Origin of the sequence: Klebsiella quasipneumoniae subsp. quasipneumoniae, assembly GCF_020525925.1 — a bacterium.
Lineage (GTDB): Bacteria > Pseudomonadota > Gammaproteobacteria > Enterobacterales > Enterobacteriaceae > Klebsiella > Klebsiella quasipneumoniae.
The window spans coordinates 533,182-548,706 of record NZ_CP084876.1; the positions used below are offsets into that span (position 1 = coordinate 533,182).

The following is a 15,525-nucleotide window of genomic DNA, read 5'->3' on the forward strand; positions in this document are numbered from 1 at the left end:
GTGATGAGTATGTTATTGAGCTCTGGCGCGACGGATATCAATATTCACGTCGCCCGTTATTTAGCATTTACCCCAGCTGCAGCAATACCTTGCAGCAGGTTTTCCGATCGTTGGCAAAAATCTCCATAGCCTCTTTTACCTGCTCCAGCGGCATGCAGTGGGTGATTAACGCCTCAGGCTGGATAAGGCCTTTCTCCATCCAGTCGATGACCAGCGGAAAACGTCCTCTGTTCAGCCGGGAGGAGAAAATGGAGATCTCTTTACTGGTGATGCTTTGCTGGGTGAGGGTGGACGCCTCGCCGGAGAAGCCGAGTATGCCGATGCGTGCGGCGGGAGAGGCGAGGAGAATGGCCTCCTGAAGGATCGCCGGGTGGCAGGCGGCATCGATGACCAGCGTGGGGGCTATCTGCCGCTGCGCCAGCTGTTCCGCCAGCGGCTGGTGAGTGTTATCCAGCGTCAGATCGGCGCCATTGTCCCGCGCCATCTGCAGACGTTCGGCAATGCGGTCCACGACGATCACCTGCTTAACGCCATACACCCCCTTCAGCGCCTGGATCACCGTCAGACCCATCGGACCTGCGCCGTAGATCAGGGCGATATCCTGCGCCATGGGCTGCAGCTGGGCGGTAATGTTTGCCGCAATGGTAAAAGGCTCAACCATCGTCGCCTGACGATCGCTGATGGCTTCCGGAATGCGCCAGGCGTTTTTCGCCGGCACGCAGGCGTAGTCGCTGAATCCGCCGTCGCGGTGAACCCCGATGACCTGGAGCTGCGCACAGACATTCGGCCGCCCCACCGAGCAGGGATAACACTGGCCGCAGCTGACGACAGGGTCGACCGCGACGCGCTCGCCGATGCGTGCCGGAGAGACCTGTTCGCCGACGGCATCGATGATGCCGAAGAATTCATGGCCGATCACGCGGGGATATTTCGCGAAGGGGTTGTGGCCCTGATAGATATGCACATCGGAACCGCAGATCCCGGCAAAGGCGATTTTCACCCGGACTTCGTGGGCGCCCGGAGCGGGAACCGGACGTGATTCGATGTTCAGTTGGCCTGGCTCTTTGACAACGACGCTTCTCATTTCTGTTCCTTCCCTTGTCTGTTTTCTGAACAAATATCGTGACTTTTATTACCATACAAGTATGCAATTGATCATAACTAGCTCTGGATCACATTTGACGAAGGTCGTCAGAAAAAGCCCGGCAATGATTAATTTATTGAAATAAATTGAGAAAAATTATGAATGTAGAGAAAGCGACCTCACCGGCGAGCCGGTCAGCAGGAATGTGATCGCCATCACGACAGTTAAGGCTCAATCAATTATGATTACTGGTATGGTAGTAGGGTGAAATTAAACTATGTTGAGCAGGTGATGACGATGCAGATGACAATGCGCTGGTTTGGACCAGAGGAAGATAAGGTTTCATTAGAGCATATACGCCAGGTCCCCGGCGTGGAGGGGGTGGTCGGCGCGCTCTATGACGTCGCGGTGGGCGAGGTATGGCCGGAGGATAAAATTGAGCGTCTGGTCAGCCAGGCCCATGCCGCAGGCCTGAAAATGGAGGTAATAGAGAGCGTCAACATCCATGACGACATCAAAATCGGCCTCCCTTCTCGTGACCGCTATATTGCCAACTATCAGCAGACCATTCGCCACCTTGCCCGCTTCGGCGTCAAAGTCATCTGCTATAACTTCATGCCGGTGTTCGACTGGATGAAGACGGATATGAACTACGTCCTGCCGGATGGCTCGTTGACGATGGCTTTTGAGAAGAAAGATATCGATAAGCGGCTGGAAGACGTGGTGAAGGAGGTGCTTGAGAATTCAAACGGCTTCGCGTTGCCGGGCTGGGAGCCGGAACGGCTGGCGGAAGTGCAGACCCTGTTTGCCAAATATAGCGCGGTGGATGACCATAAGCTGCGGGAGAACCTGGTCTATTTTCTGCGGGCGGTGATCCCGGTTTGCGAAGAGGTGGGCGTGAAAATGGCGATCCACCCTGACGATCCGCCGTACTCGATATTTGGCCTGCCGCGGGTGGTCAAAAACCGCGACGATCTGGACTGGATCTGCCGGGCTGTCGATTCACCCGCCAACGGTATCACCCTCTGCACCGGCTCGATTGCCGAAGATCCGGATAACGACGTATACGCTATTCTGGCTGAGTTTACCCGCCGCAAGCGGATCCATTTTGCCCACGTCCGCAATATTAAACTGATGCAGGATAAAGACTTTTACGAGTGCGCCCATCCGTCAGAATACGGCTCCCTGGATATGTACAAGGTGATGCAAGCGTTGCACGACAACGGCTTCGACGGCTATATACGCCCGGATCATGGCCGCTTTATCTGGGGAGAGACCGGACGCCCGGGCTATGGTTTATACGATCGCGCACTCGGGGTGACCTACCTCAAAGGTCTCTGGGAGGCGCTAAGCAAGCGCTAACCCCTTCCTGACCATGCCTCTTTTTCGCGGCTGGTTCGCCTCGGCGGCCAGTCGTCATATCGGCTCCTTCCCGCATTTTTTGCACAACTTACAGCGCATTGCTCAGAATTGAGTATTATTGTGCGGAGTTGTCGTGAAGGAATCCCTTATGAAGCAAATTCGTATGCTGGCGCAGTATTATGTCGACCTGATGATGAAGCTGGGTCTGGTCCGCTTTTCAATGCTGTTGGCACTTGCGCTGGTGGTGCTGGCCATCGTGGTGCAGATGGCGGTCACCATGGTGCTGCATGGCCAGGTTGAAAGCATCGACGTTATCCGCTCTATCTTCTTCGGTCTGCTGATCACCCCGTGGGCGGTCTATTTTCTCTCGGTGGTGGTGGAGCAGCTTGAAGAGTCCCGCCAGCGTCTTTCGCGGCTGGTGGAGAAGCTGGAGGAGATGCGTGAGCGCGATCTGAAGCTGAACGTGCAGCTGAAAGACAATATCGCGCAGTTGAATCAGGAGATTGGCGAACGTGAAAAGGCGGAAGCCGAGCGTGAGACCACCCTCGAGCAGCTCAAAATCGAGATGAAAGAGCGTGAAGAGACGCAGATCCAGCTCGAACAGCAATCCTCCTTTCTGCGCTCTTTCCTCGATGCCTCCCCGGACCTGGTCTTCTACCGCAATGAGGATAAAGAGTTTTCCGGCTGTAACCGGGCGATGGAGCTGCTGACCGGCAAAAGCGAGAAACAGCTGATCCACCTCAAACCGCAGGATGTCTATAGCGAAGAGGCGGCGGAAAAGGTGCTGGAAACCGATGAGAAGGTGTTCCGCCACAATGTATCGCTGACCTATGAGCAGTGGCTGGACTATCCCGATGGCCGTAAAGCGTGCTTCGAAATCCGCAAGGTCCCGTACTACGATCGCGTCGGTAAGCGTCGTGGTCTGATGGGCTTCGGACGCGATATCACCGAACGAAAACGCTATCAGGACGCCCTCGAACGCGCCAGCCGGGATAAAACCACCTTCATCTCCACCATCAGCCATGAGCTGCGTACCCCGCTGAACGGGATTGTCGGGCTGAGCCGAATTTTGCTGGATACCGAACTGACCAGCGAGCAGGAAAAATACCTGAAAACCATCCATGTCTCAGCGGTGACGCTGGGGAATATCTTCAATGATATTATCGATATGGATAAAATGGAGCGCCGTAAGGTGCAGCTCGATAACCAGCCGGTGGACTTCACCAGCTTCCTTGCCGACCTGGAAAACCTTTCCGGTCTGCAGGCGCAGCAGAAGGGACTGCGCTTTGTGCTGGAGCCGAGCCTGCCGCTGCCGCACAAGGTGATCACCGATGGCACCCGCCTGCGGCAGATCCTGTGGAATCTTATCAGCAACGCCGTGAAGTTTACCCCACAGGGCGGAGGGGTGAACGTCCGCGTGCGCTATGACGAAGGCGATATCCTGCACTTCGAAGTGGAAGACTCCGGGATTGGTATTCCTGAAGCGGAGCAGGACAAAATATTCGCCATGTATTACCAGGTCAAAGACAGCCACGGCGGCAAACCCGCCACCGGCACCGGGATTGGCCTCGCCGTATCGCGTCGCCTGGCGCGCAATATGGGCGGCGATATCAGCGTCACCAGCCAGCCGGGTAAAGGGGCGACCTTTACGCTCACCGTCCATGCGCCTGCCATTGCGGAAGAAGTGGAAGATACGCTGGCGGAAGACGACATGCCATTACCGGCGCTCAACGTCCTGCTGGTGGAAGATATTGAGCTCAACGTCATTGTGGCGCGCTCGGTGCTGGAAAAGCTGGGCAACAGCGTGGATGTCGCGATGACTGGCAAAGCCGCGCTGGAGATGTTTGAGCCTGGCGAGTACGACCTGGTGCTGCTGGATATCCAGCTGCCGGATATGACGGGACTGGATATTTCTCGTCAGCTAAAACAGAATTTTGCCGCGGATGAGCTGCCGCCGCTGGTGGCCCTGACCGCCAACGTGCTGAAGAATAAGAAAGAGTATCTGGATGCCGGCATGGACGATGTGCTGAGCAAGCCGCTATCGGTGCCGGCACTGACGGCCATGATTAAAAAATTCTGGGATGCGCCGGAAGAGGAGGCGCAGGAAGCGCCGGCGGCCGATCGGCATAAAGCCGATGCGGTGCTGGATACCGATATGCTTGAGCAATATATCGAACTGGTGGGACCGAAGCTTATCAACGATGGCCTCGCGGTGTTTGAGAAGATGATGCCGGGCTATATGTCCGTCCTTGAGTCTAATCTCACCGCCCGGGATCAAAAAGGGATCGTTGAAGAGGGGCATAAGATCAAAGGGGCTGCGGGCTCTATTGGCCTGCGCCACATCCAGCAGCTGGGTCAGCAGATCCAGACGCCGGACCTGCCTGCCTGGTCTGATAATGTCGCTGAATGGGTTGAAGAGATGAAATCCGAGTGGCAAAACGACGTGGCGGTTCTGAAGGCGTGGGTGGCGAAGGCCGGGAAAAAATGACCCCGGACAGACCGGGGTGCGCGAATACTGCGCCAACACCAGGGAACTGGTGGTTGAGCCAGTGTGATTTGAGTGATGTTGTTACGTGGCGCAACCTGAGAAGTGGATTGCTCGCTCATTAAGATAGCAAAGCTTAACTAATTTGTTACATGAATCAGTAAAATATGTGAAGCATAGCGAGTAAATCGACATTTTTGACTGGTTTCAGCGAGTTGCATGGAGGAGCGAAGGCGATGAAAAAAATTGGTGTGGTACTGAGCGGCTGCGGCGTGTACGACGGCAGTGAAATTCATGAGGCAGTGATTACCCTGCTGGCGATCGCGCGCAACGGCGCGCAGGCGGTCTGCTTTGCGCCCGATAAACCGCAGCGCGACGTCATCAACCATCTGACGGGCGAACCGTTGACCGAGCAACGCAACGTACTGGTTGAAGCGGCGCGCATCGCCCGCGGCGACATCCTGCCGCTGGCGCAGGCGCGTGAGGAGACGCTGGACGCGCTGATCGTCCCCGGCGGCTTCGGCGCGGCGAAAAACTTAAGCAGCTTCGCCGCCGAGGGCAGCGAATGCGAGGTGGACCGCGACCTGCGGGCCCTGACGCTGGCGATGCATCAGGCCGGCAAGCCGCTGGGCTTTATGTGCATCGCTCCGGCGCTGCTGCCGAAGATCTTTGCGTTTCCGCTGCGAATGACTATCGGGACCGATCTCGACACCGCCGATGTGGTGGAGGAGATGGGGGCGGAGCATGTGCCTTGCCCGGTCGACGACATCGTGGTGGATGAAGAGAACAAAGTGGTTACCACTCCGGCGTATATGCTGGCGGAGAATATTGCGCAAGCCGCTACCGGGATCGAAAAACTGGTCGCCCGCGTGCTGGCGCTGAGCGCATGAAGCTCCGCATTGCGCCCTTCGCGCTGCTTAAACGACTGGCGCTGCGTCTGCTGCTGATCGCCGCCGTCTTCTGGGGCGGGGGGATCGCGCTGTTTAGCGTGCTGCCGGTGCCCTTTTCGGCGGTCATGCTTGAGCGGCAGGTTAGCGCCTGGCTGTCCGGAGATGTCCACTATCTGGCGCACTCCGACTGGGTCGCCATGGATAACATCTCCCCGTGGATGGGGCTGGCGGTGATTGCCGCCGAAGATCAGAAGTTCCCGGAACACTGGGGGTTTGACGTCCCGGCGATAGAAAAGGCGCTGGCGCACAATGAGCGTCACGATACCCGCATTCGCGGCGCATCAACGCTGTCGCAGCAGACGGCGAAAAACCTGTTTCTGTGGGATGGACGCAGCTGGCTGCGCAAGGGGCTGGAAGCCGGGTTGACCGTCGGCATGGAAACCGTGTGGAGTAAAAAGCGGATCCTGACCGTCTACCTGAATATTGCCGAGTTTGGCGATGGGATTTTTGGCGTGGAAGCGGCCGCCCAGCGCTATTTTCATAAGCCCGCCAGCCAGTTGACGCCGGGGGAAGCGGCTCTGCTGGCCGCGGTGCTGCCAAACCCGATCCGCTATCGCGCCGACGCGCCTTCGGGCTATGTGCGCAACCGCCAGGCCTGGATCTTACGTCAGATGCGACAGCTGGGTGGGGAAGGATTCATGCGTGAGCATAAGCTCTATTAGCGGGTTAATCCGGCGCCGGGGCTGGTACAGTCGCCAGTCGTCCGTCGCCGGGAAGCATCACGTTTAATCTTCGTCAAACCCGGCATTAAACAGGGCAATCACCGCGGCGAGGGCTTCCACTTCCTGCGGACCGCTGGCCTCCACCTCTATCTGCCGTCCTTTCGCCGAGTCCAGCATCAGCAGGGCAATGACGCTGTTGGCTTCCGCCTCCGTGCCTTCATCGTTGCGCAGCAACACCTCGGCATCGAAATTCTGCATTAGTTCGAACAGCTTCATCGCCGGGCGGGCGTGCATGCCCAGCTTATTGGTGATTTCAACGGTCTGCTTTACGGTCATGATTTACGTTTTTCCAGCGTCCGATGACGAGACTGTACGTTTTTGCCGCGCGAGCGGAAGTAGTCAGCCAGTTGTTCAGCAATATAAACCGAACGATGTTTACCGCCGGTACAGCCAATGGCCACCGTCAGATAGCTGCGATTGTTGGTCTCCAGCATCGGTAACCATAGCTCAAGATAGCTCCGGGTCTGGTAAATAAAGTTGTGCACTTCGGTGTGCCGATCGAGGAAGGCGGCCACCGGTTTATCCAGACCGGTCATAGGACGCAGCTTCGGATCCCAGTGCGGGTTTGGCAGAAAGCGCACGTCAAAGACGTAATCGGCATCGATCGGGATACCGTGCTTAAAGCCGAAGGATTCGAAGACCATGGTCAGTTCGCGTTCACGTTTACCCAGCAGCCGGGTGCGCAACATTTCCGCCAGCTCGTGAACCGACATCTCCGAGGTATCGACAATCAGGTCGGCCCGCGAGCGCAGGGGCTCCAGCAGATCGCTCTCTTCGTCGATGGCGCTTTCCAGCGACAAATTCTTGCTCGACAGCGGATGCAGGCGACGGGTGTCGCTGTATCGACGGATCAGCGTGTTGCGATCGGCATCGAGAAACAGCAGCTGCGGCGAAAAGCACTCCGGCAGGTTTTTCATGGCCTGCTCGAAGATCTCCGGTGATTCCGGCATGTTCCGCACGTCGATGCTGACGGCCGCCGAAATATTGCGGTCAGCCAGCGACCGTGCCAGATCGGGCAGCAGCACGACCGGCAGGTTATCCACGCAGTAAAAGCCCATATCTTCCAGCGCTCGCAGAGCGACGGATTTACCCGAGCCCGAGCGGCCGCTGACGATCATCAGTACCATGTACCGTTTCTCCTCAGTACGATAAAGGATAAGGTGCGACTGCCGTTATGCGTCATCGCTGCTTCCTGCTTCGGTGATGATCTCATACAACTCTTCATCGCTCTGCGCCGCGCGCAGGCGACGACAAATCGCTTTGTCGGCCAGTCGTTTGGCCACCAGGGAGAGCGTATGCAGGTGGGTTTTTGTCTGATCGGCCGGCACCAGCAGCGCGAACAGCAGGTCGACAGGCTGATTGTCGATCGCGTCGAAGGCGATGGGGGTTTCCAGCTGGACAAAAACGCCGACAGCACGCAGCGTATCCTCTTCCAGTTTTCCGTGGGGAATGGCGATACCATTGCCAATCCCGGTACTGCCCATTTTTTCGCGGGTAAGGATCGCTTCGAACACCACCTGCGGCGGCAAACTTAACTGTTTGGCGGCCAGTTCGCTAATGATTTCCAGAGCACGCTTCTTGCTCTGGCAGTGAACCTGGCTACGGGTACATTCCTGGTTCAGGACGTTGCTCAGTTGTAGAGCCGAATCGTTGTTCATCATAATTTCACCTGAGCGCCCCCGCGCCCGTCGCCGATGTTCACTGACGGCGGACGCAGGGGGGCCCGGACAATTAGTGTTGTTTTAGTTTATCTTTATGCTTCGTTAACTGCCTTGCCAGCTTGTCGATAAGACCATCGACAGCCGCATACATATCCTGCCCTTCCGCACTGGCATGGATTTCGCCACCGTTGACATGCAGATTCGCGTCCGCAATTTGCGTCACTTTCTCTACTTTTAACACAATATAGACCTGATTGATCCGGTCGAAAAATTGTTCCAGCTTGCTGAACTTCGCCGTGACGAAGTCGCGCATCGCGGGAGTGATCTCGACGTTGTGTCCTGTAATGTTGAGCTGCATAGTGTCTTCCTTATCGGTTGTGTCAGACCAGTTGTTTACGCTGGTTTGACGGCGGGATGGATAAAGACTCTCTGTACTTCGCGACAGTGCGGCGCGCGACCATGATACCCTGCTCGGACAACATGGAGGTGAGCTTACTGTCGCTCAACGGCTTCGCGGGGTTTTCCGCGGCGATGAGTTTCTTCACCAGCGCGCGAATCGCCGTCGACGAGGCTTCGCCGCCGCCTTCGGTATTAACATGGCTGGAGAAGAAATACTTCAGTTCAAAAATACCGCGCGGACTGTGCAGATATTTTTGCGTGGTGACACGGGAAATTGTCGATTCATGCATCTCGACGGCCTGGGCGATATCGGCCAGCACCATCGGCTTCATATACTCTTCACCCTGTTCGAAAAAAGCCTGCTGCTGTTCTACGATGCAGCGGCTGACGCGAAGCAGGGTATCGTTGCGGCTTTCAAGACTTTTGATCAGCCAGCGGGCTTCCTGAAGATTGCTGCGAATGAACTGGCCGTCGGCGTCATTGCGGGCGCTGTTGCCCATTGCCGCATACTGCTGATTAATTTTCAGCCGTGGAATGCTGTCGGCGTTGAGCTCCACGGTCCAGCGGCCGCTGACCTTGCGCACCAGCACGTCGGGAATGACATATTCCGGTTCGCTGGTTTGAATGGACTGGCCAGGACGGGGATCCAGGGACTGGATCAGATTTACCGCCTCTTTCAGCACCTCTTCTTTCAGGCGGGTCACCCGCATCAGGGTGCGGAAATCATGGTTGGCCAGAAGATCGAGATGATCGCTGATAATCAGCCGGGCCTCTTCCAGCCATGGCGTCTCTTTGGCGAACTGCGAGAGCTGGATCAGCAGGCAGTCGCGCAGATCTTTCGCCGCGACGCCAACCGGATCGAAACGCTGGATGCGCTTCAGGACGGCTTCCACTTCTTCGAGGCCGATCTCCTCATCGCCGATGCTGTCGACGATATCTTCAATCTGAACGGTGAGGTAGCCCGTATCGTCGACGGCGTCGACAATGGAGGTGGCGATGGCGCGGTCGGTATCGGTGAAGGGCGTCAGCTCGACCTGCCACATCAGGTAATCCTGCAGCGTCTGGGTGGTCTCGCCTTGATAAACGGGGAGTTCGTCGTCCTGATAGTCCACGCCGTTGCCTGACGGCGTACCGGCGGTATAGATTTCATCCCAGCTGGCATCGAGAGGAAGCTCGTCGGGCATCTCTTTTTGCTCAAGCGCGTCGACGGTATCGAGAGACTCGCGGTCCTCCACCTCTTTCGCCTCTACCTCGTCGTGAAGATCGGTTTGCTCAAGCAACGGGTTACTTTCCAGCGCTTGCTGGAGCTCTTGCTGGAGTTCTAACGTGGACAACTGCAGCAAACGAATCGCCTGCTGCAGCTGCGGCGTCATGGCAAGCTGTTGGCTAAGCCTTAATTGCAAACCTTGCTTCATGTTCAGGGTAAATATCTCCGGCTAAAACGTCTGTAACCTCTACCCTATCAGAGTCTGAAGTCTTCCCCAAGATACACGCGCTTAACCTGCTCATCTTCGAGGATCTGCTGCGGTGTACCATGAGCGATAAGGTGTCCCTGACTGACAATATACGCGCGTTCGCAGACGGCGAGCGTCTCTCTGACGTTATGATCGGTAATCAGTACGCCGAGGCCGCTGTCGCGCAAATGCTCAATGATGCGTTTGATATCGATAACCGAGATCGGATCCACGCCGGCAAAGGGTTCATCCAGAAGAATAAATTTCGGGTTTGCCGCCAGCGCGCGGGCGATTTCGACGCGGCGGCGTTCGCCACCGGAGAGCGCCTGACCGAGGCTGTCGCGCAGGTGCTCAATATGAAACTCTTCCATCAGCTCTTTGGCGCGATCTTCCCGCTGTTCGCTGCTCAAATCGTCACGGATCTGCAGGACCGCCATGAGGTTGTCATAGACGCTCAGGCGACGGAAAATCGAGGCTTCCTGCGGCAGATAGCCGATCCCCCGGCGCGCGCGCGCGTGCAGCGGCAGCAGGCTGATGTCTTCGTCATCAATGATGATATTGCCCGCGTCGCGCGGCACAATCCCGACCACCATGTAGAAGGTGGTGGTTTTACCGGCGCCGTTGGGGCCGAGCAAGCCGACAATCTCCCCCGAGTTAACGGTGAGACTGACATCTTCCACCACGCGGCGGCCTTTATACGCTTTAGCGAGATTCTTCGCAGTTAAGGTTGCCATAACAGATTAGTTACTCTTCTTTTGCTGGTTGCCGCTTTTGTCCTGCAGCTCGGACGGCACCAGAACGGTGGTGACGCGTCGACCTTTGTCGCTGAAGGCCTGCATTTTTTGCTCTTTCACCAGATAGGTGATCTTGTCGCCCTTGATGTTGCTGTCGAGCTGTTCAAGGTACGCGTTGCCGGTCAGCACGACGTAATCGTTCTGCAGCTCATAGCGCATTTTCGACGCCCGGCCTTTTACCGGTTTGCCGTTATCCTGCATCTGGTAGAAGGTGGCCGGGTTACCGAAACCTTCGATCACCTCTTTGCCTTTTTCATTGCCCGGACGGGTGACTACCACTTTATCAGCGTTAATCTTGATCGTCCCCTGAGTCACGACCACGTTACCGGTGAAGGTGACGACGTTGCCCTGCATATCCAGCGACTGCTGATCGGATTCGATATGGATCGGCTGATCGGTATCGCCCGTCTTGGCGAGGGCCGGCAGGCTGGCGGCCAGTAACGCGCCGGCGAGCGCAATCTTAAGGCTGAGTTTGTTTGTTCTGAATTTCATAAGAGGTTCTCACCTTTTCAATCAGCTCGGCATTTTTGCTGCGAAGGTTTCCACGCATTTTCAGGCCGCTGGAATTAAATGTGGTGCCGTATAACGTCACCATGTCATCGGAGGTAACGTCCTGCGTTACCAGATTTATCTGGGCGTTATCCGTCGTAATTTTGCGCAGTTGAGAGTCTGGCGCGAGCGCATTCACCTCAACGTGCCCGTAAAGATAGAGCATCCGGTCATTTGTCAGCTTCGCTTTATCAGCCCTGACTGACCAGGTCGGCACCTTATTGGTATCAAAGGTGGTCATCACCGGTTTGGTAAACCAGGAGACCTCCTGATCGGAAAAATACTCCACGTGCTCGGCGATCAGCCGATAGCTCAGGGCGCCTTCCGGACTGTACACCACGGTGTCAGTGTGTTCGCTTTTATACGTCGGGTCGTTGGGATTGACCTCCGGCTGGGCCGTGTCGTCCGTATTCGCCAGATTCAGGCCGATGAGGATCAGCGCAAGCAGCGACAGTAAAATGATAACCCAACGTCTGGTTTTACTCATATTGATTGCCCTTTGGCCTCATCCAGCTTGCCCTGCGCCAATAGTAACAAATCGCAGACTTCGCGTACCGCGCCGCGTCCGCCATTAATCCGGGTGATGTAATCGGCGCGCGGCAGCAGCAGCGGATGCGCATCCGCGACGGCGACGCTGAGGCCCACTTCGGCCATCACCGGCCAGTCAATCAGATCGTCGCCGATGTAGGCGACTTCCTCTGGCCGCACGCCCAGTTTGTCAGTGAGATCGCGGAACGCCAGCAGCTTGTCCGACTGCCCCTGATACAAATGCGTAATGCCCAGCGTCTGACAGCGATCTTCTACCAGTTTAGCTTTTCGTCCGGTAATAATCGCCACTTCAATGCCAGAGGTCAGCGCGCAGCGGATACCATAGCCATCGCGGACGTTGAACGCTTTCAGCTCCTCGCCGTGATTACCCATATAGATAAGCCCGTCGGATAATACACCGTCGACATCGAGGATCAGTAGACGGATCTTAGCCGCGCGATCGAGAAACGTCTGGCTTACCGGCCCATAGCAGGTCGCTAACTGAGCATCAGCATTATTCATTATTTTTTCCTTACTTACACTACGCCCGCGCGCAGGAGATCGTGCATATGTACCACACCCAGCAGATGGTCGCCATCGGCAACCAGCACGCAGGTGATATGACGGGATTGCATCAGGTTTAGCGCATCCACCGCGAGGGTGCCGGGACGGATGCGGATCCCTCCCCGGGTCATGACGTCGGCAATGCTGGCATCGCGCATATCGACGCCGGTGTCGAAGACCCGGCGCAGGTCACCGTCGGTAAAGATACCGATGATGTTCATGTCGTCATCGCAGATAGCGGTCATACCTAAATTTTTACGAGTGATTTCCAGCAGCGCATCGCGCAGGGTGGCCTGCAGGCCGACGTGCGGGATCTCATCACCGGTATGCATAATATCATTGACGCGCAGCAACAGCTTACGACCGAGTGCGCCGCCCGGATGCGAGAGAGCGAAATCCTCAGCGGTAAAGCCGCGAGCCTCCAGCAGGGCGACGGCGAGGGCATCGCCCATCACCAGCGCGGCGGTGGTGCTGGAGGTGGGGGCCAGCCCTAATGGACAAGCCTCTTTCGGCACTTTCACGCACAGATGAATATCCGCCGCGCGCGCCATGCTGCTTTCAGGCCGGCTGGTGATGCAGATAAGCTTCACCTGCTGGCGTTTCAGGACCGGGATCAGCGCGAGGATTTCGTTCGATTCGCCGGAGTTCGACAGCGCAATCACCACGTCCTGCGGCGTAACCATGCCCAAATCGCCGTGCGCGGCTTCGCCAGGGTGGACAAAAAATGCCGACGTGCCGGTACTGGCGAAGGTTGCCGCCATCTTGCGGCCAATATGGCCGGATTTGCCCATCCCCATCACCACGACTTTCCCGCCGCAGCGGAAAATCGTTTCGCAGGCGCGGGTGAAATCTTCATTTATATATTGATCGAGCTGGGCCAGACCTTCACGTTCAATTTCCAGCACCTGACGGCCGGCCTGTTGAAAGTCAAAATCCGTGGGCAAATCTATTTGCGACATGATGTTATCCCGAGTCATTCAACGAAGAGCGGCGCTGTCCAGAACAGCATCGCCAACCAAACCACAAAACCACTGACCAGCAGCGCGCCAACCAGTCGTCCCGGCTGCTGCCTACGGCGCCAGCACAGCACCGCGAAGATGAGGCTGACCAGCAACATCACGCCATAGTCGCGGGTAAAGGCTTCCGCCGCAAAGGCTCCCGGCGCGATCAGCGCCGGCAAACCCAGCACCAGCGCAATATTGAGGATATTCGCGCCGATGATATTGCCGATGGCAATGTCATCTTCCCCTTTGCGCGCCCCGGCGATGGCGGTGGCCAGCTCCGGCAGGCTGGTGCCTATCGCCACTACCGTCAGGCCGACGGTTAGTTCGCTGATGGCAAAATAGTTTGCCAGCACCGTGCTGTTATCCACCACCATGCGGGTGGCCATCGGCATGACGATCATCGCCACCCCTAACCACAGCAGAGCGACCGGCAGCGACCCTTCACGCGGCAGTTCCGCCAGCTGTTCGCGGGTCAGGCTATCGCTTCCCTGGCGTTCCGCCAGACGGGCAATCTTGATGGTGAACAGCAGCCATAGCAGCGCCAGCGCCAGTAAAAACAGGCCGTCGAGACGGGACAGTTGACCATCATAGAGCACCAGCCCCGCCAGCACGCTGACCAGCAACATTAGCGGTAATTCGCGGCGCAGAATATCAGAATGCACGGTAAATGGCCTGAGTAAGGCAGCCAGACCGAGGATCAGGAGAATATTGGTGATATTGGAGCCGAGCGCGGTGCCCACCGCCAGATCGGTCTGCCCATGCAGCGAGGCCGCGGTGGAAACCATGATCTCTGGCAGGCTGGTGCCAATACTCACCACCGTCATACCGATGATCAGCGGCGGGATCCCCAACATGCGACAAAGGATGGAGGCGGCATAGACCAGACGATCGGCGCTGTAGACAACCAGCAATAAACCAATAATTAACAGAGCCGTCGCTAAGAGCATCTAAAGTCCTTTCTTCAGGTATAATCGTCGCCTCGCTGGGTTATCCCTACGCAGCGTAACGAATTCTTAATTTTGACTTTATGCGTGCCAAAAGTAAAACAAATGCCAGCTTTCGCTAACCTGTGCAGGTAAGATTCTGTAAAAATGTTGTGATTGTGGCGTAAGAAAGGGCGATGCTTGCCCATCAGGTGCTTAGTAAGGATGATTTTATGAGCCAAACTCAGGCGAATTTAGTTGAAGTGCGCGGTATCCGCTTTTCTCGCGGCGATCGCGTGATCTTCGACGACATCTCGCTGTCGGTGCCGCGCGGTAAAATTACTGCGATTATGGGACCTTCGGGGATCGGCAAGACTACCCTGTTACGCCTGATCGGCGGACAGATCCCGCCGGACAGGGGAGAGATCCTGTTCGATGGCGAGAACGTGCCGCAGATGACCCGTTCACGTCTGTACACGGTGCGTAAGCGGATGAGCATGCTGTTCCAGTCCGGGGCGCTGTTTACCGACCTCAATGTTTTTGACAACGTCGCCTACCCGCTGCGCGAACATACGCATCTGCCGCCTGCGCTGCTGCATACGACGGTGATGATGAAGCTGGAGGCGGTGGGGCTGCGCGGTGCGGCGAAGTTAATGCCCTCCGAGCTTTCCGGCGGCATGGCGCGCCGCGCCGCCCTGGCGAGGGCCATCGCCCTGGAGCCGGATCTCATTATGTTCGACGAACCGTTCGTCGGGCAGGATCCCATCACCATGGGCGTGCTGGTGAAGCTGATTTCTGAACTCAACAGCACGCTGGGCGTCACCTGCATCGTGGTTTCGCACGATGTGCCTGAGGTGCTGAGCATTGCGGACTATGCGTATATCGTGGCGGATAAAAAGATTGTCGCCCACGGCAGCGCCCAGTCGCTACGGGAGAATGCCGACCCTCGGGTTCGTCAGTTCATTGATGGTATTGCCGACGGCCCGGTGCCGTTCCGTTATCCGGCTGGCGACTATCACCATGATTTATTAGGCATAGGGAGTTGA

Annotated in this window: 17 protein-coding genes; 5 read left to right on the plus strand and 12 right to left on the minus strand. The window is 56.8% G+C overall.

The annotated features are described in order from the left end of the window. Nucleotides 1-67: 67 nt before the first annotated feature. The gene (locus LGM20_RS02575; protein ID WP_044524838.1) at nucleotides 68-1,084 is read right to left on the minus strand and encodes a Zn-dependent oxidoreductase; all 1,017 of its coding nucleotides are present in this window, start codon (nucleotides 1,082-1,084) and stop codon (nucleotides 68-70) included. A 297-nt stretch (nucleotides 1,085-1,381) separates the two neighbouring features. On the opposite strand from LGM20_RS02575, the gene uxuA reads away from it, so the two are divergent. From uxuA to mtgA, 4 genes are all read left to right on the plus strand, one after another. Further along, a complete protein-coding gene (gene uxuA, locus LGM20_RS02580) occupies nucleotides 1,382-2,446 on the plus strand; it encodes a mannonate dehydratase (RefSeq protein WP_044524869.1) in 1,065 nt (354 codons plus the stop codon). A 148-nt stretch (nucleotides 2,447-2,594) separates the two neighbouring features. Further along, entirely contained in the window at nucleotides 2,595-4,934 is a 2,340-nt protein-coding gene (gene arcB, locus LGM20_RS02585) for an aerobic respiration two-component sensor histidine kinase ArcB (protein WP_032454177.1), read from the plus strand. Between the two features lie 233 nt (nucleotides 4,935-5,167). After that, a complete protein-coding gene (gene elbB, locus LGM20_RS02590) occupies nucleotides 5,168-5,821 on the plus strand; it encodes an isoprenoid biosynthesis glyoxalase ElbB (RefSeq protein ID WP_023291132.1) in 654 nt (217 codons plus the stop codon). After that, the gene (mtgA, locus tag LGM20_RS02595) at nucleotides 5,818-6,543 is read left to right on the plus strand and encodes a monofunctional biosynthetic peptidoglycan transglycosylase (protein WP_023291131.1); all 726 of its coding nucleotides are present in this window, start codon (nucleotides 5,818-5,820) and stop codon (nucleotides 6,541-6,543) included. Before elbB ends, mtgA begins: the two co-directional genes overlap by 4 nt. Nucleotides 6,544-6,606: 63 nt before the next feature. Here the strand turns inward: mtgA and npr are convergent, their stop codons facing one another. The 11 genes from npr to LGM20_RS02650 form a co-directional block, all read right to left on the minus strand. Next, nucleotides 6,607-6,879 (minus strand): PTS phosphocarrier protein NPr, encoded by a 273-nt coding sequence (gene npr, locus LGM20_RS02600; RefSeq protein WP_002918431.1) that lies wholly within the window; start codon nucleotides 6,877-6,879, stop codon nucleotides 6,607-6,609. Further along, nucleotides 6,876-7,730, minus strand: coding sequence for an RNase adapter RapZ (gene rapZ / locus LGM20_RS02605; RefSeq protein WP_004206208.1), 855 nt, complete (start codon nucleotides 7,728-7,730; stop codon nucleotides 6,876-6,878). The genes npr and rapZ overlap by 4 nt, the downstream gene beginning before the upstream one ends. Before the next feature lie 45 nt (nucleotides 7,731-7,775). Continuing rightward, the gene (ptsN, locus tag LGM20_RS02610) at nucleotides 7,776-8,264 is read right to left on the minus strand and encodes a PTS IIA-like nitrogen regulatory protein PtsN (RefSeq protein ID WP_004144926.1); all 489 of its coding nucleotides are present in this window, start codon (nucleotides 8,262-8,264) and stop codon (nucleotides 7,776-7,778) included. Between the two features lie 70 nt (nucleotides 8,265-8,334). Then, nucleotides 8,335-8,622, minus strand: coding sequence for a ribosome hibernation promoting factor (gene hpf, locus LGM20_RS02615; RefSeq protein ID WP_004206206.1), 288 nt, complete (start codon nucleotides 8,620-8,622; stop codon nucleotides 8,335-8,337). 22 nt (nucleotides 8,623-8,644) lie between these two features. Then, nucleotides 8,645-10,078, minus strand: coding sequence for an RNA polymerase factor sigma-54 (rpoN, locus tag LGM20_RS02620; RefSeq protein WP_004206204.1), 1,434 nt, complete (start codon nucleotides 10,076-10,078; stop codon nucleotides 8,645-8,647). Between the two features lie 47 nt (nucleotides 10,079-10,125). Next, nucleotides 10,126-10,851 carry an LPS export ABC transporter ATP-binding protein gene (gene lptB / locus LGM20_RS02625; protein ID WP_004206203.1) on the minus strand — a complete coding sequence of 242 codons (726 nt, stop codon included), beginning with the start codon at nucleotides 10,849-10,851 and terminating at the stop codon, nucleotides 10,126-10,128. A 6-nt stretch (nucleotides 10,852-10,857) separates the two neighbouring features. Further along, on the minus strand, nucleotides 10,858-11,403 hold the full coding sequence (lptA, locus tag LGM20_RS02630; RefSeq protein WP_002918415.1) for a lipopolysaccharide ABC transporter substrate-binding protein LptA: 546 nt from the start codon (nucleotides 11,401-11,403) through the stop codon (nucleotides 10,858-10,860). Next, nucleotides 11,372-11,947, minus strand: a complete 576-nt coding sequence (gene lptC / locus LGM20_RS02635; RefSeq protein ID WP_002918413.1) for an LPS export ABC transporter periplasmic protein LptC — start codon at nucleotides 11,945-11,947, stop codon at nucleotides 11,372-11,374. The genes lptA and lptC overlap by 32 nt, the downstream gene beginning before the upstream one ends. Continuing rightward, nucleotides 11,944-12,510, minus strand: coding sequence for a 3-deoxy-manno-octulosonate-8-phosphatase KdsC (gene kdsC / locus LGM20_RS02640; RefSeq protein ID WP_023319211.1), 567 nt, complete (start codon nucleotides 12,508-12,510; stop codon nucleotides 11,944-11,946). Before kdsC ends, lptC begins: the two co-directional genes overlap by 4 nt. A 14-nt stretch (nucleotides 12,511-12,524) precedes the next feature. Then, entirely contained in the window at nucleotides 12,525-13,529 is a 1,005-nt protein-coding gene (kdsD, locus tag LGM20_RS02645; RefSeq protein ID WP_369707981.1) for an arabinose-5-phosphate isomerase KdsD, read from the minus strand. After that, nucleotides 13,526-14,503 (minus strand): calcium/sodium antiporter, encoded by a 978-nt coding sequence (locus LGM20_RS02650; RefSeq protein WP_044524837.1) that lies wholly within the window; start codon nucleotides 14,501-14,503, stop codon nucleotides 13,526-13,528. Before LGM20_RS02650 ends, kdsD begins: the two co-directional genes overlap by 4 nt. Nucleotides 14,504-14,712: 209 nt before the next feature. On the opposite strand from LGM20_RS02650, the gene mlaF reads away from it, so the two are divergent. Then, nucleotides 14,713-15,525, plus strand: coding sequence for a phospholipid ABC transporter ATP-binding protein MlaF (gene mlaF / locus LGM20_RS02655; RefSeq protein ID WP_004206196.1), 813 nt, complete (start codon nucleotides 14,713-14,715; stop codon nucleotides 15,523-15,525).

Coding starts and splice junctions, on each gene's coding strand:
- LGM20_RS02575 (WP_044524838.1), bottom strand. CDS start 1,084: ATGAGAAGCGTCGTTGTCAAAGAGCCAGGCCAACTGAACATCGAATCA.
- uxuA (WP_044524869.1), top strand. CDS start 1,382: ATGCAGATGACAATGCGCTGGTTTGGACCAGAGGAAGATAAGGTTTCA.
- arcB (WP_032454177.1), top strand. CDS start 2,595: ATGAAGCAAATTCGTATGCTGGCGCAGTATTATGTCGACCTGATGATG.
- elbB (WP_023291132.1), top strand. CDS start 5,168: ATGAAAAAAATTGGTGTGGTACTGAGCGGCTGCGGCGTGTACGACGGC.
- mtgA (WP_023291131.1), top strand. CDS start 5,818: ATGAAGCTCCGCATTGCGCCCTTCGCGCTGCTTAAACGACTGGCGCTG.
- npr (WP_002918431.1), bottom strand. CDS start 6,879: ATGACCGTAAAGCAGACCGTTGAAATCACCAATAAGCTGGGCATGCAC.
- rapZ (WP_004206208.1), bottom strand. CDS start 7,730: ATGGTACTGATGATCGTCAGCGGCCGCTCGGGCTCGGGTAAATCCGTC.
- ptsN (WP_004144926.1), bottom strand. CDS start 8,264: ATGATGAACAACGATTCGGCTCTACAACTGAGCAACGTCCTGAACCAG.
- hpf (WP_004206206.1), bottom strand. CDS start 8,622: ATGCAGCTCAACATTACAGGACACAACGTCGAGATCACTCCCGCGATG.
- rpoN (WP_004206204.1), bottom strand. CDS start 10,078: ATGAAGCAAGGTTTGCAATTAAGGCTTAGCCAACAGCTTGCCATGACG.
- lptB (WP_004206203.1), bottom strand. CDS start 10,851: ATGGCAACCTTAACTGCGAAGAATCTCGCTAAAGCGTATAAAGGCCGC.
- lptA (WP_002918415.1), bottom strand. CDS start 11,403: ATGAAATTCAGAACAAACAAACTCAGCCTTAAGATTGCGCTCGCCGGC.
- lptC (WP_002918413.1), bottom strand. CDS start 11,947: ATGAGTAAAACCAGACGTTGGGTTATCATTTTACTGTCGCTGCTTGCG.
- kdsC (WP_023319211.1), bottom strand. CDS start 12,510: ATGAATAATGCTGATGCTCAGTTAGCGACCTGCTATGGGCCGGTAAGC.
- kdsD (WP_369707981.1), bottom strand. CDS start 13,529: ATGACTCGGGATAACATCATGTCGCAAATAGATTTGCCCACGGATTTT.
- LGM20_RS02650 (WP_044524837.1), bottom strand. CDS start 14,503: ATGCTCTTAGCGACGGCTCTGTTAATTATTGGTTTATTGCTGGTTGTC.
- mlaF (WP_004206196.1), top strand. CDS start 14,713: ATGAGCCAAACTCAGGCGAATTTAGTTGAAGTGCGCGGTATCCGCTTT.